Source organism: Stutzerimonas stutzeri, from assembly GCF_051028275.1.
GTDB lineage: Bacteria > Pseudomonadota > Gammaproteobacteria > Pseudomonadales > Pseudomonadaceae > Stutzerimonas > Stutzerimonas stutzeri_AS.
Map to the genome: position 1 here is coordinate 733,997 of NZ_CP069269.1, position 12,906 is coordinate 746,902.

Here is a 12,906-nt window from a genome sequence, read left to right on the forward strand (position 1 = left end):
CGAGCGATCGGGCTCCAAGCAGAACAGCGAGGTTTTCTTTTGGTAAACACGGATGAGGGGCTCGAGCGGCTTACCCGGCAGGACATATGGGCTGGGTTCAGACAGCTGACCCCGATCTCGCTGTTCGTCGTGGTGTTCGGTTTGGCCTTCGGCCTGGCCGCAACGCAGACGGGTCTAGGTGACTATTCCAGTCTGCTGATGAGCGCACTGGTCTTTGCCGGGGCCTCGCAGTTCGCGTCGCTGGAGCTATGGGGGGCAGAGGTTCCGGTCGTTCCGCTGATTGTGACGGTCTTTGCCGTCAACGCTCGGCACCTGTTGATGGGCGCGACACTGTATCCGCATCTGCGTCATTTGCCGCCAGCGAAACGTTACGCCGTGATGTTTGTCGTCTCGGATGCCAACTGGGCCATGTCCATGCAGGCGTTTGGTATGGGCAAGCCCGGAATAGGCATTCTGTTTGGCGGTGGGCTCGCGCTCTGGACGTTCTGGGTGTTGGGTACGTGGCTTGGGATCTACTTCGGCAGCGCAATCCAGGACCCGGTCAGCCTTGGCCTGGACATGGTCATGGGCTGCTTTCTGCTGGCGATGGTCGTGGGCGGCAAGAAAGACCTGCGAATGATCGTCATCTGGATGGTCGCTGGCTGCGCCTCGATGTTGGCCTTCTGGTACCTGCCGGCCAACAGTCATGTGGTGGTCGGGGCGCTAGCAGGCGGCCTGCTGGGCGCCCTCTGGATGGAGAAAGCGAAGTGACGCTTGAGACTGCTGGGGCCGGTACGCTGGTCATCATCCTGATCATGGCCGTGGTGACCCTGGCCACGCGCTGGGGTGGTGTCTTTGCGATGTCGCTCGTGCCCATCAACCGTCGTACCGAGCAGTTCATCAGCGCCATGTCCGGCTCGGTGCTGGTGGCCTTGCTGACCCCCATGGCGGTAAACGGGGACGATGGCGCGCGGCTAGCCTTTCTCGTCACAGCCGTGACCATGCTGTGGCTCAAGAAACCCTTGCCGGCTATCGCAGCTGGAATCGTTGCGGTGGCGCTGTTCAGGCAACTCTGACTTGCGCTTCAGGGTGATGGCGTAAGCTGTCAGCTATTCGATGGGCGATGAGCTAACCACTGAAGCACGCCGGTCGCCGCTGCACGACCGCTGGCAAAACACCCGGTCAGCAGATAGCCCCCTGTTGGCGCCTCCCAATCGAGCATTTCTCCTGCGCAGAACACGCCGGGTAGCTGGTGCAGCATCAGTCGCTCATCCAACGCTTCAAACGGCACCCCTCCGGCGCTGCTGATGGCTTCGTCCAGCGGTCGGGTGCGGAGCAGGCTAATCGGCAGCGCTTTTATCGCGCTGGCCAGACGGTGCGCGTCGTCGAAGACTTCCGGCGGCGCCAGTTCCCTGAGCAATACGGCTTTGACGCCGTCGAGACCTAGCTGGCGCTTGAGGTGCTTGGCCATGGATTGCGAGCCGCGAGGCTTGGCGAGCGAGCGATGAATCGCTTCCAATGAATGACTCGGCAGGAGATCCAGCATGACCGTAGCACTGCCCTTGTGCTCGATCGCCTGGCGGATTTCGGCTGACAGCGCATAGACCAGGCTGCCCTCGATACCGGTGGTCGTGACAACAAGCTCGCCCTTGCGTGGCGCATTGCCGGCCAGCGCCAGGCTTACCGTTTTCAATGGCGCGCCCGCGAACCTGTCCTGCAGATGCTGGCTCCAGCCCTCGACCTCGAAACCACAATTGGCGGGGCGCAGCGAAGAGACCGTAATGCCATGTTGTTCGAGTAGCGGAACCCAGGCGCCATCGGAGCCCAGGCGTGCCCAGCTACCACCGCCAAGTGCGAGTAGCACGGCGTCTACGGTGACGCTGATATCACCATCCGGGCCGTGCAGTTTCAGGCTGCCGTCAGCCCCCCAGCCCAACCAGCGATGCCGCGTATGAATCTGCACCCCGGCGTCGCGCAGTCGGCGCAGCCAGGCGCGCAGCAGCGGTGCGGCTTTCATGTCCGTCGGAAACACCCGTCCTGAGCTGCCTACAAAGGTGTCGATGCCCAAACCGTGAATCCACGCGCGCAGCTGCTCGGGGGTGAACGCTTCAAGCTGAGGGCGGAGCGCCGGGGCGCGCTCACGGTAACGTGCCATGAACGGCTCGAAGGCTTCGGAATGGGTAATGTTCATGCCGCCGACGCCCGCGAGCAGGAATTTGCGACCGACAGAGGGCATGGCGTCATAAAGGTCGACAGCAATGCCCGCCTGGCTCAGCACCTCGGCAGCCATCAGTCCGGCAGGACCGCCGCCGATGACAGCGACGCGAAATTGTGAGGTGGGCATGTCAGAAGGCCGTGGTTCAGAGGCGGCCATTCTAGCGGTTCACGACGCGAAGTCGCAGCGTCGGGCAAGAAGTGATTCGCCGTAGCGAACAGAGGAAGGGAGCCCCGGCACTGGGCGTGCCGGGGCGCGACTGTTATACCGCGTCGGACTGCTTCGGCTGACGACGATAGCCGAACATACCGGCGAAACCGGCTACGGCAGCAGTGATCAACAGGGTGATCAGCAATGCCCAGCTGGCCTGGGAGACGCGCTTGGCAGCTTGATCGGCCGCCTCACGGGCTTTCTGCTCCGCCTGGGCCTGCAGTTCCTTGAACTGCACGTAGGCCTGCTGATACTGCTCCTCGATCTGGCTGACCATTTGCTCGGCTTTCTGCTCGCTCATGTTGCCGCGCTCCTGCATCAGGTTGACCAGCGCTTCCCGGTCGGCGGCGTTAAGCGTCTCCTCCGCTTTCTGCTGGATCCGCTCGATCAGCTCCGACAGTTGCTCGTCGGCCTGCTGCGGCTGCTGTTGGGCCTGCTCGACGCGGGTTTGGGCCTGTTGCTGAACGGCTTGAGCGTCCTGCTCGAGACTTTCTGGCGCCAGCTGAGGCTTGCCGGTCTGACGCAGTGCCTGCCTGATTTCGGCCTGGATGTCGCTGAGGTCAAGGTTTATATCGGCCTGCTCTATCTGCTGCTTGATCTCGCCGCCAATCGCCGGAGCTACCGAGGCAATGCCGGAGCCGACTGCTTGCAGGCCGGAGCCGACCACGCTGACCGTGCCGGATATGGCCGAACTGGCCAGGCTTGCAATCAGATAGACCGTAACCAGCGTATTCACTGCCCATACCAGCAAGCCGTGCAACATGCCGTGGCGCGGCGCCATGCGGCCCGCGACATAACCGCCGACTGCCAGCGAAACGACACCCGCAAGCACCATCCAGATGACGGCGCCTTTGCCGAGGCCTGCGACCGGATTGGCTTCGGTGGCGGGGTCAACCGTCGAGGCACCGATCGCGGTGCCGAGCAGGTGCAATAGCAGGGAAATGGCCAACGCCAATGCAATGCCGGCGAATACGGCGCTCCAGGACGTATGGGGCCGGTGGCGGGTGAGCGGGTTGTGGTAGGCAGTGGTGTCGCGATCAGTTTCGAGCATCGTTACGTCCTCATTTTTTTTTATGTTTATCAGTGCCCAAACAGCGACCCATGGGGACGGATCGGTTTATTCACACATAAACGTGAGGGTTTGACGCTTGGTTGAAGTTCCGCCGCCTGGCCTGCCGTGTGACCAGTGGTGTCAGCGTAAACCGTGCCTTTGCCATGCTGCGGCGGCGCTGAAATGCAGCTGGGCGTGCCGACGCGCGAGCAGGGCACGGTCCCTGTCGTAGCCGCCGCCGATGACGCCGACCACCGGTATGTCGCGACCCAGGCAATGGTCGATGACAGCGCTGTCGCGCATCGCCAGTCCCTCATCTGTGAGGTCGAGCAGGCCCAGCGCATCGTCCCGGTGCACATCGACGCCTGCGTCATAGATCACCAAGTCCGGCTGGTACAACGGCAATAGGTAACCCAGTGTATCGTCGACTACCTTCAGATACTCCAGATCGCCAAGGCCGGGTGCGAGGCCAATATCCCAGTCGCTGTGGGCCTTGTTCGTTGGGAAGTTCTTTTCGCAATGCAGTGAAACGGTCACCGCGTCTGGCACCTGCTCAAGAATTCGCGCGGTGCCGTCACCCTGATGCACGTCGCAGTCGAAGATCAGCACGCGCCCGACGCGCCCGCTCTCTAGAAGCGAAAGCGCGATAACGGCCAGGTCATTGAAAATGCAGAATCCGGAGGCATGATCGTAATGAGCATGATGGGTGCCGCCCGCCAGATGACAGGCCAGCCCGTGCTGCAGCGCCAGGTCGGCAGCCAGCAGCGAGCCGCCGACCGCCCGGACGGTGCGCTGCGCCAGTTCCGGACTCCAGGGCAGACCCAGCCGGCGCAATTCATCCCGGCTCATGTCGCCGGTGCAGTATCGCTCGACGTAGTCACGGTCATGAGCCAACGCTATAAGCTCATTTGCGCACATCTCCGGGCGCAGCAGGGCATGGTCCGTGGTCAAACCCTGCTCCACGAGGTGGTCGCGCAGCAAGCGGAACTTCTCCATGGGGAAGCGATGGCCGGGCGGTAACGGCGGACTGTAGTCGTCGTGGTAGACCAGCGGTAAGGTCATAGAACGGCGCCTGTAGAGGACAGCCGGAAGTATGCAGAGCGGGTGGCAGCCCCTTCAAGGAAACAGCATGAGGCAATCGATGGAACGCATCGAACTGGAAACGCAACGTCTTCTCCTGCGCGCCTGGCGCGACGCTGATCTCGATCCGCTGGCTGAAATCTGCGCCGATCCGTTGGTGATGCGCTACTTCCCCGGTCTGCTTACACGCGACGAGTGCGCGGCCGCCATTGCCCGTTTCAGGCTGCATTTCATCCGTCATGGCTTCGGTTTCTGGGCGCTGGAGCGCAAGAGCGACGGGCGCTTCATTGGCCTCACCGGGCTGTCCTGGAGCCGGTTGCCGTTGCCGTTCTGTCCTGCCGTCGAGATCGGCTGGCGGCTAGCGCGTGATCAGTGGGGCCAGGGTCTTGCTCGCGAGGCCGCGGAAGCATCGCTGGCCTGCGCGTTCGAACAGCTGCAACTACCGGACGTAGTTGCCTATACCGCAGCGGGCAACGAGCTGTCGCTGCGGTTGATGCGTACGCTCGGCATGCAGGCGGAACCGCATGAGGACTTCGACCATCCGAACCTGCCGGGCGGGCATCCGTTGCGCGTCCATCGGCTCTACCGCATTCGGCGTGATGATTGGCTTTCTGCGCGTGGCTAAGGTCGATACTGGAGCGAAACCCACGGAATCCGTAACATTGCGCGCCTGCCCCGTGCCCGCTTGATTAGGAAAGAGAAAGATGACCGACACACTCGACACCCTGGTGAACCTGCTGTCGCTGGAGCGCATCGAGGAAAACCTGTTTCGCGGCGTAAGCCAGGATCTCGGTTTTCCTCAATTGTTCGGCGGCCAGGTGGTCGGTCAGGCGTTGTCTGCGGCCAGCCAGACGGTGGCCCCGGAGCGCCATGTTCATTCGATGCACGGCTACTTCCTGCGCCCCGGTGACTCGCATCAGCCGGTGGTCTATGACGTAGACCGGGTTCGTGACGGCGGAAGTTTCACCACCCGCCGCGTCAGCGCGATCCAGAAAGGCCAGACCATCTTCACCTGCAGCGCCTCGTTCCAGACTGACGAAACCGGTTACGAGCATCAGCTGCAGATGCCAGAGGTCGAAGGCCCGGAAAACCTGCTCAGTGAATGGGACCTGATGCACAAGCTGACGCCGCTGGTGCCGCCTCGAGTGGCTGAGAAGCTGCGCCGACCAAAGCCCATCGAGATCCGCCCGGTGACGCTGCAGGACCCGATCAACCCTCAGCCTATCGAGCCGATCCGGAACATCTGGTTCCGGGCCGATGGCTCGCTGCCGGATAACCCGGCGCTGCACAAGTACCTGGTCGCTTACGCTTCGGACTTCAGCTTCATTGGCACCGCATTGCAGCCGCACGGCGTGAGTTCGTGGAGCAAGTTCATCCAGCTGGCGAGCCTCGATCATGCCATCTGGTTCCACCGCGAAGTGCGTGCCGATGAGTGGTTGCTCTATTCCATGGACAGCCCCTGGGCGGGCAATGCGCGTGGGTTCGCCCGCGGCAGCATCTTCAACCGTGCCGGCGAACTGGTGGCTTCGGTGGCACAGGAAGGCCTGATCCGTGTGCGCGAGGACTGGAAGTGAGCCTGGCCGATGCGCGGCACTGGGTGTTCGACATGGATGGCACCTTGACACTCGCCGTGCACGACTTTCCAGCAATCAAGCGGGCCCTGGATATTCCCCAAGACGACGACATCCTCCATCACCTCGCTGCGCTGCCATCCGATCAAGCCGCGCACAAACGGGCCTGGTTGCTGGAGCACGAGCGTGAGCTGGCTCAGGCTGCGACGCCTGCTCCCGGCGCACGAGAGTTGCTGCATATGCTGCGTGATCGCGGTTGCCGGCTCGGTGTGCTGACCCGCAATGCGCACGAACTGGCGCTGGTCACCCTGCAGGCGGTTGGTATGGCTGACTGCTTTGCCAGCGAAGACATCCTTGGCCGTGATGAGGCGCCGCCTAAGCCCGATCCAGGTGGGTTGCTGCAGCTGGCAGACAAATGGCGCATCGAACCCAGCGCGCTGGTGATGGTAGGCGACTACCGCTTCGACCTGGAATGCGCCAAGGCGGCTGGGGCGCGCGGCGTACTGGTCAACCTGCCGGAAAATCCCTGGCCTGAGCTGACTGAACTGCACGCCCGAGATTGCGCGGCGCTGCGACAGTTACTCGGTTAGGCGAACGAGCAAACGAGCTCAGGCCGAAAAGCAACGTCATCTGTAGAGTGGGTCGCACGATAGCGACCTACCGTATCGTCTGGCGGGCCAGCTCCGAGGATGGGAAGGCAATGTCGATCCGAGACATTGCCGGCCTGTCTAGGCTGTGGCCGATAGCTGATGCAGGGCGACTGGCCTCATTGGGAAATCAATACAGCGCCTGGTACAACTTGCGTCGGTAGGCAGTCACCAGCGGGTGGTCGCTGCCTAGCAGATCGAACACCTGCAACAGCGTCTTGTGCGGCAACCCTTCAGCGTAGCCGCGGTTACGAACAAACAGTTTCAGCAAGCCGTCCAGCGCAGCTTCGTGCTGCTGACGTGCCAGCTGGTGGATAGCCAGCTGGTAGGCCGCTTCGTCGTCCTCGCCGTTCTGCGCCAGTCGGCTCTTGAGGTCAGCGACTTCGGGCAGGTCATTGGCCTGACGGAGAAAGGTCAGTTGCGCACGTGCACCGGCCAGGGCCTGCTTGTGTTCATCACCCTTGACCGCATCAAGAACCCGCTCGGCTTCGCCTAGCTCGCCGCGTTCGGCCAGGCAGCGGGCGTAGAGAATCAATGCGCCGGCGTTCTCGTTGTCTTCAGCCAGCACTTGCTTAAGCGAATCTTCGGCCTCACCGATGCGTCCCTCAGCGAATAGCGAGTGAGCGGTTTCGAGCAGGTCAGCTTCCGGCGCGGCGGGCGGTTGCACATGGGGCTCAAGCATGGCGCGAATCGCCGACTCCGGTTGGGCGCCGGCAAAGCCATCAACCGGCTGACCGTCTTTGAAAAGCACGACGGTTGGCAGGCTGCGCACGCCGAAACGGGCCACGACATCCTGTTCGATATCGCAGTTGACCTTGGCCAGCAGGAGTTCACCCTGGTACTCATCGGTAATCTTCGCTAACAGCGGCATCAATGCTTTGCAGGGCGCACACCACTCGGCCCAGAAGTCGACAAGCACCGGCTTGTGGAAGGAGTTTTCCAGCACCAGCTGCTCGAAATTGCTACTGGTAACGTCAAAGATGTAGGGAGTCTGGCTCATCGGAATTCTCGGAATGGGCACATGCGAAATGAGGCGTGCATGGTAAGTGGGGGCGAGACGATTCGGAAGCAAGGGCGCAGGTTGCGAGTGTTCAGCGGCTCGGCGCAGCCAGCGGCCAGCTAGCCACCTCGGTGTAATGAGCGCCCTGTGGGGTGTTTTCGGACAGATAGAGGCCGAACCGGCTCACAGCCCACTGGAACGCATGTGGCTGGATATCGGGCAAGGCGTGAACATGGCGTGAAAGCGTGACGTGCGGCAAAAACGGTCGTGAATCAAGCACGACTCCGTGCGCGGATATCCCGGCGTGCAATTGCCCGACGAGATCCATTAACGGCAAGGGGCTCTGGCTGGGCATCAGGCAGGCGAAATCCTTGCCGATCATCTGCAGCTGGTCGAGTTGCAGTGTGAACGTATCCGCGCGCAGGTTAGCGGCAAGCTGCTTCAGACCATCCACCGCGGCTGCAGGTTGGTTGCCGAGAAAAGCCAAGGTCAGATGCAGGTTGGCTTGCGCGACGGGGCGACCACCTATCTCATGACTGTCGCGCCAGTTGCAGATAGCTTCGGCCAGGTCGGAAGGGCAGGCCAGGGCGAAGAACAGGCGTAATGGTTTTTCGATCGGCATATCTCCTCCTGTGCGGTAGGTGCTGCGTTTCAGCACATCGCGACGGATGTGCCTTCGCGACAGGCATGGTAAAGACTCACCCGACGGAATTCCGCGGGTTCGGCCAGATCCGGCCATGTGCAGGCGTCAAGGATGTCCAGACGCTCATACAGCGGGTGCTGAAAATCCCGCACGCGTGAGTCAGCGACCAGAGCCTCTTTACCGCGGCTGAGAAACTCGTTGAGCAGCGGCAGGTTAGCCCGGTCATAGAGCACGTCGGCGACGATGATCAAATCGTAGCGGTCAGCCTCAGCGAAAAAATCATCCGAATAGTGGAGCTGCACGCCGTTGAGTTCCGCGTTGGCGCGACAGGCGGCCAGGGCCAACGGGTCCAGGTCACAGGCTACTACTTCGGCAGCGCCAGCCTTTGCAGCGGCAATGGCGGCGACACCTGACCCTGCGCCGAAATCAAGGACGCGCTTGCCACGTACCCAGTCAGGCCGTTCAGCCAGCCAGCGAGCCAGGACTAGGCCGCTGGCCCAGCAGAAACACCAGTATGGCGGCTCTTGGAGGACCCGCCGGGTTTCCTCGGGGCTGAACGCACGGTCCATGTTTCCCGCATCAATCAGCCACAGTTGGATATCAGTGCTGGGCAGTGACTCGATGCTCAGCGAAGCATCGCCGAGCAGCTCGGTCAGTGCCTGTCGCAGCACAGCGGGCGGGGTCAAGGCGCCGGCACCAGATGCAGCGGGCCAAGAGACTGATTGGCCGGGCTGCTGACCTGTACGGCAGGCAGGCGCATGATCAACTGCCCTGAACGGGTCACCCGGCCACGCAGTTCCACGTCCTGACCCTTCGGAAATTTCTCGGCGTTGAACTTGAGAATGAACGGCAGCTCGGTTCCCCGGCCCTGCAGCTTTACATTGCTCAGTAGTCGGTCTGGCTGGTCACGGCGATTGACCTCCAGAAGCGCCAGCTCGACTTCACTGTCGGCCGGGACGCCGATCAGGCTGCCGTGCAGTTCGTGCATGAGGGTGGTGGCCTGCGGCGGCTCCTCGAACGTGACGGCCGCGATAGGACGCTGGGATTGTTCACTCGAACACCCAGCCAGCACCAGCAGCAAAGCAGGCACAACGAAGGGGCGTAACTGCACGGACGGCTCCATAACATGAGGTTGATGCGCGCCTGTATAGCAACAATTGGCTCGATTTGTCTTGCCGGCGGGATGCGCTACCATGGCTGTCCCGACGTCTGACAGCTCTAGCCCATGCATTGTCCCTTCTGTGGTGCACATGACACCAAAGTCATCGACTCGCGCCTCGTGGCCGAAGGCGACCAGGTGCGCCGTCGCCGCGAATGCCTCGCCTGCGGTGAGCGTTTCACCACCTTCGAGACTGCCGAACTGGTCATGCCGCGCTTGATCAAGCAGGACGGCAGCCGTCAGCCGTTCGACGAGGACAAGTTGCGTGCCGGTATGCAGCGCGCGCTGGAAAAACGCCCGGTCAGCGTCGAGCGCCTGGAAGAAGCCATCGCCCACATCAAGCATCGGCTGCGGGCCACCGGTGAGCGCGAAATCAAGTCGCGCGTACTGGGGGAGCTGGTGATGGTCGAGTTGCAGAAGCTCGATGAAGTCGCCTACATCCGCTTCGCTTCTGTTTACCGTCGCTTCCAGGACCTCAATGAATTCCGCGAGGAAATTGAGCGCCTCTCACGTGAGCCGGCCAAAACCGAATGACCTCCAACGACCACGCCTGGATGGCACAGGCGCTGCAATTGGCGCGCAAGGGGCTGTATTCGACGCACCCCAATCCACGCGTAGGCTGCGTCATCGTCAAGAACGGTGAGCGGGTAGGTGAGGGCTGGCACGTTCGCGCCGGGGAGCCACACGCCGAGGTGCATGCTTTGCGTCAGGCTGGCGAGTGCGCCCTTGGCGCAACTGCCTATGTCACCCTTGAGCCGTGCAGCCATCATGGGCGAACGCCGCCTTGCGCTGAAGCGTTGGTCAAGGCAGGGATAACTCGCGTGGTCGCCGCCATGCAGGACCCAAATCCTCAGGTCGCTGGCCGTGGACTCGAGCTGTTGCGCAGCGCCGGCATCGAGGTGGTCAGCGGGGTGTTGGAAAGCGAAGCGCGCGGATTGAATCCGGGCTTCATCAAACGCATGGAGGCGGGGCTACCTTATTTGCGCGCCAAGCTGGCGATGAGCCTCGATGGCCGGACCGCGATGGCCAGCGGCGAAAGCCAATGGATCACCGGGTCGGCTGCACGCAGTGAAGTGCAGCGGCTGCGCGCGCAATCGAGCGTGGTGCTCACCGGTGCAGACACGGTGCTGATGGACAAGGCTCGACTGACGGTGCGCGCCGCAGAGCTCCGGTTGGATGACGAGGCAGCCACGCTGGCGTTACAACGCCAACCGCTGCGCGTGCTGGTCGACGGTCGCCAACGCGTGCCGCTGGACGCACCCTTTTTCCAGGCGGGGCCGGCATTGGTCGTGAGCAGCAGTGATGAGCAGGCCGCTCGGTATCGGTTTGCCGGTCATGAGCTGCTGACGCTGCCAGGCGAGGCAGGGCACGTGGATCTGCGCAGCTTGTTGCGTGAACTGGCCAAGCGTGATGTCAATGAAGTGCTGCTCGAAGCGGGGCCGCGACTGGCCGGTGCTTTCGCCTCGCTGGGGCTGATCGATGAATACCAGATATTCGTCGCTGCGAAATTTCTCGGTTCCTCTGCACGACCACTCCTCGACCTGCCGCTGGAGTACATGAGCGAGGCTCGAGAACTGAAGATCAAGGATATCCGAGCAGTAGGCGACGACTGGAAGATCGTCGCGGTGCCAACGAGCTGATGCCCAGTTTTATTCGATGCCGATCCTGGTGTCGTATAGGCTGAAACCTCGGGCCTGGTAGTTCTGCAGCGCACTCGGGTGGTCGAGGCTGCAGGTATGCACCCAAACTCGGCGGGCACCTGGCCATTTCCAGGCATTGTCGATGGCGTGACTCAGCAGGCTGCCGCCAAAGCCGCGGCCAAAGAAGCCGGCCTCCAGTCCGAAATAGAGAATCTCTACGTCGTCGCCCTGTCGACGTAGCTCGTAATAGCCAGCGATGGCTCCTCGGTGGTAGGCGACCCAGGTGCGATGGTCGGGGCTTTCAATTTCTCGTTGCCAGACGTCGTCAGGCTGGTCGAGTCGTTCGGTCCATTGCCAGGGACCGCCTATCAAACCATAGAGAAACTGGTTGAAGCGGAACTGCTTTATCTCGCACTCGCTGATAAACAGGTCTTGCGGTACTGGCTTTGCCCGTAGCTGCGAAGGGGCAGTCATCTCGAGAAAGTACGTTACTGTTTGATCAGTCAATGCGACACCTCGCAGCACATCAAAGGGCAGCACAGCATACGGGATCAGGCCCGGTCATGGCCTGCGCCTGATGCTCAGCATGTTCTCGCCGCCCGAGGCGTGCGAGAACATGCCGTCCTGGTTTCTAGTTAACCGGCCTCAGCCCATTGTGATCCAGCTTGGCCCTGCGTTTGTTGGCGCCCAGTAGCAATCGCGCCAGCACGCTTTCGTGATGCGGATTGCCAAAGTGGAACAGGGCCGTGGCGCGCAGCATGGCGGGATCGCATACGTCGTTCGCGTGCAGGCTGCGGTAACCGGAGAACAGATACAGGTTTCCGGGCACCAGCTTAAGGCGGATCGGTTTGAGCCAACCGCGACGCACTGCAAAGGCGACCAATTTCTGACTGACAGTGTTATGTAGCACGGCCTTTTCGATGACATTACGCAACGCATTGAATCGGATATGTCGCGTATTGGGGAAGATGATCAGATCGCCGCAGTGCTCTCCTTCAGTTGGGATGAACAGCGGAAGTAGTGCGGTAACGGCTGTGGCGTCGAAGTGGTAGAAGTGCGACTGCTTGAGGCCACTGCGCCCTTGCAGACAACGAATAACCGGAAAGACCTGCTCGGTCGCGGACGGCTCCCGCCCAGTCTGGAGGCGATAGAGCTCAGCCATCTTTTCTTTGAACGGGGGCGAAAGTGCCAGCCCGGCGATCAGGCTGCCACCCAAGGCCTCAATGCCGTGGATAGCGAAATACTCACCGCCGTGGTTCGCAGCCTGCTGTGCAATGAATGCACGGCCCAGTTCGAGTTGTTCTGGTGAAATGTAGTGCTCGATGACCGCATAACCCTGGCGGTCGATGTCCGCTGCCTGCGCGGCCGCCGACGGTTCCATTGCCGTAACCTCTGACATACCCAACCTCCTGGCACATGTGAAGGTTCGGAGCGTTCGTCCTGATCGTGTCCTATGTGCAGCGTGCTGGGACCGCAGATGCGAGCAGACCCTGGCTCGGCGTGTCGGTACGAAGAATTGCGGGATTGACGTTCCTTCCTGATCGTCTTGCGTTACATCGGTACGGTTAGCGGGATTCGCGTCCGAGAAACCGATGCGATGCGTATGGACCAACAAGCGCAGCGCTAGTTGCGTGAACGTTTAAATGTTTCGTTGCATTGGCAGCACTAAGCAAACGGTTGTGTGCCGGCTGCAGAAAAGGCCCATCTGTGG

At 61.7% G+C, this 12,906-nt stretch carries 16 protein-coding genes; 7 read left to right on the forward strand and 9 right to left on the reverse strand.

What is annotated here, in order from left to right; all coding sequences use genetic code 11:
- The first annotated feature begins 39 nt into the window (after window positions 1-39).
- Both JQR87_RS03280 and JQR87_RS03285 read left to right on the forward strand, forming a co-directional pair.
- Window positions 40-750: an AzlC family ABC transporter permease gene (locus JQR87_RS03280; protein ID WP_407292623.1), complete on the forward strand. Its 711-nt coding sequence runs from the start codon at window positions 40-42 to the stop codon at window positions 748-750.
- Window positions 747-1,055 (forward strand): AzlD family protein, encoded by a 309-nt coding sequence (locus JQR87_RS03285; RefSeq protein WP_407292621.1) that lies wholly within the window; start codon window positions 747-749, stop codon window positions 1,053-1,055. Before JQR87_RS03280 ends, JQR87_RS03285 begins: the two co-directional genes overlap by 4 nt.
- Window positions 1,056-1,084: 29 nt before the next feature.
- On the opposite strand, the gene JQR87_RS03290 is transcribed toward JQR87_RS03285, so the two are convergent.
- From JQR87_RS03290 to JQR87_RS03300, 3 genes are all read right to left on the reverse strand, one after another.
- Entirely contained in the window at window positions 1,085-2,323 is a 1,239-nt protein-coding gene (locus tag JQR87_RS03290; protein ID WP_407292620.1) for a TIGR03862 family flavoprotein, read from the reverse strand.
- A 133-nt stretch (window positions 2,324-2,456) separates the two neighbouring features.
- Window positions 2,457-3,455 carry a hypothetical protein gene (locus JQR87_RS03295; RefSeq protein WP_407292618.1) on the reverse strand — a complete coding sequence of 333 codons (999 nt, stop codon included), beginning with the start codon at window positions 3,453-3,455 and terminating at the stop codon, window positions 2,457-2,459.
- Window positions 3,456-3,596: 141 nt separating this feature from the next.
- The gene (locus JQR87_RS03300; RefSeq protein WP_407292616.1) at window positions 3,597-4,517 is read right to left on the reverse strand and encodes a histone deacetylase family protein; all 921 of its coding nucleotides are present in this window, start codon (window positions 4,515-4,517) and stop codon (window positions 3,597-3,599) included.
- Window positions 4,518-4,596: 79 nt separating this feature from the next.
- On the opposite strand from JQR87_RS03300, the gene JQR87_RS03305 reads away from it, so the two are divergent.
- From JQR87_RS03305 to JQR87_RS03315, 3 genes are all read left to right on the forward strand, one after another.
- The gene (locus JQR87_RS03305) at window positions 4,597-5,160 is read left to right on the forward strand and encodes a GNAT family N-acetyltransferase (protein ID WP_434157923.1); all 564 of its coding nucleotides are present in this window, start codon (window positions 4,597-4,599) and stop codon (window positions 5,158-5,160) included.
- Window positions 5,161-5,239: 79 nt separating this feature from the next.
- Window positions 5,240-6,109 (forward strand): acyl-CoA thioesterase II, encoded by an 870-nt coding sequence (gene tesB, locus JQR87_RS03310; protein ID WP_407292613.1) that lies wholly within the window; start codon window positions 5,240-5,242, stop codon window positions 6,107-6,109.
- A gap of 32 nt (window positions 6,110-6,141) precedes the next feature.
- Window positions 6,142-6,696: an HAD family hydrolase gene (locus JQR87_RS03315; protein WP_407297838.1), complete on the forward strand. Its 555-nt coding sequence runs from the start codon at window positions 6,142-6,144 to the stop codon at window positions 6,694-6,696.
- Window positions 6,697-6,883: 187 nt separating this feature from the next.
- Here the strand turns inward: JQR87_RS03315 and trxA are convergent, their stop codons facing one another.
- The 4 genes from trxA to JQR87_RS03335 all read right to left on the reverse strand — a co-directional run bounded on the left by trxA (window position 6,884) and on the right by JQR87_RS03335 (window position 9,507).
- A complete protein-coding gene (trxA, locus tag JQR87_RS03320; RefSeq protein ID WP_407292611.1) occupies window positions 6,884-7,753 on the reverse strand; it encodes a thioredoxin in 870 nt (289 codons plus the stop codon).
- Window positions 7,754-7,844: 91 nt separating this feature from the next.
- Window positions 7,845-8,375, reverse strand: coding sequence for an RNA 2',3'-cyclic phosphodiesterase (gene thpR, locus JQR87_RS03325; protein ID WP_407292610.1), 531 nt, complete (start codon window positions 8,373-8,375; stop codon window positions 7,845-7,847).
- Window positions 8,376-8,404: 29 nt separating this feature from the next.
- Window positions 8,405-9,082: a class I SAM-dependent methyltransferase gene (locus tag JQR87_RS03330; protein ID WP_407292608.1), complete on the reverse strand. Its 678-nt coding sequence runs from the start codon at window positions 9,080-9,082 to the stop codon at window positions 8,405-8,407.
- Entirely contained in the window at window positions 9,079-9,507 is a 429-nt protein-coding gene (locus JQR87_RS03335; protein WP_407292607.1) for a YbaY family lipoprotein, read from the reverse strand. The genes JQR87_RS03330 and JQR87_RS03335 overlap by 4 nt, the downstream gene beginning before the upstream one ends.
- A 114-nt stretch (window positions 9,508-9,621) precedes the next feature.
- Between JQR87_RS03335 and nrdR the strand changes: the two genes are divergently transcribed.
- Together nrdR and ribD are read left to right on the forward strand one after the other, a co-directional pair.
- On the forward strand, window positions 9,622-10,089 hold the full coding sequence (nrdR, locus tag JQR87_RS03340) for a transcriptional regulator NrdR (protein ID WP_407292605.1): 468 nt from the start codon (window positions 9,622-9,624) through the stop codon (window positions 10,087-10,089).
- Window positions 10,086-11,195, forward strand: a complete 1,110-nt coding sequence (gene ribD, locus JQR87_RS03345) for a bifunctional diaminohydroxyphosphoribosylaminopyrimidine deaminase/5-amino-6-(5-phosphoribosylamino)uracil reductase RibD (protein WP_407292603.1) — start codon at window positions 10,086-10,088, stop codon at window positions 11,193-11,195. The genes nrdR and ribD overlap by 4 nt, the downstream gene beginning before the upstream one ends.
- Window positions 11,196-11,204: 9 nt before the next feature.
- On the opposite strand, the gene JQR87_RS03350 is transcribed toward ribD, so the two are convergent.
- Complete coding sequence (locus JQR87_RS03350; protein ID WP_407292601.1) at window positions 11,205-11,702, reverse strand: GNAT family N-acetyltransferase; 498 nt, start codon at window positions 11,700-11,702, stop codon at window positions 11,205-11,207.
- A gap of 124 nt (window positions 11,703-11,826) precedes the next feature.
- Entirely contained in the window at window positions 11,827-12,594 is a 768-nt protein-coding gene (locus tag JQR87_RS03355) for a hypothetical protein (RefSeq protein WP_407292599.1), read from the reverse strand.
- Window positions 12,595-12,906 lie beyond the last annotated feature (312 nt).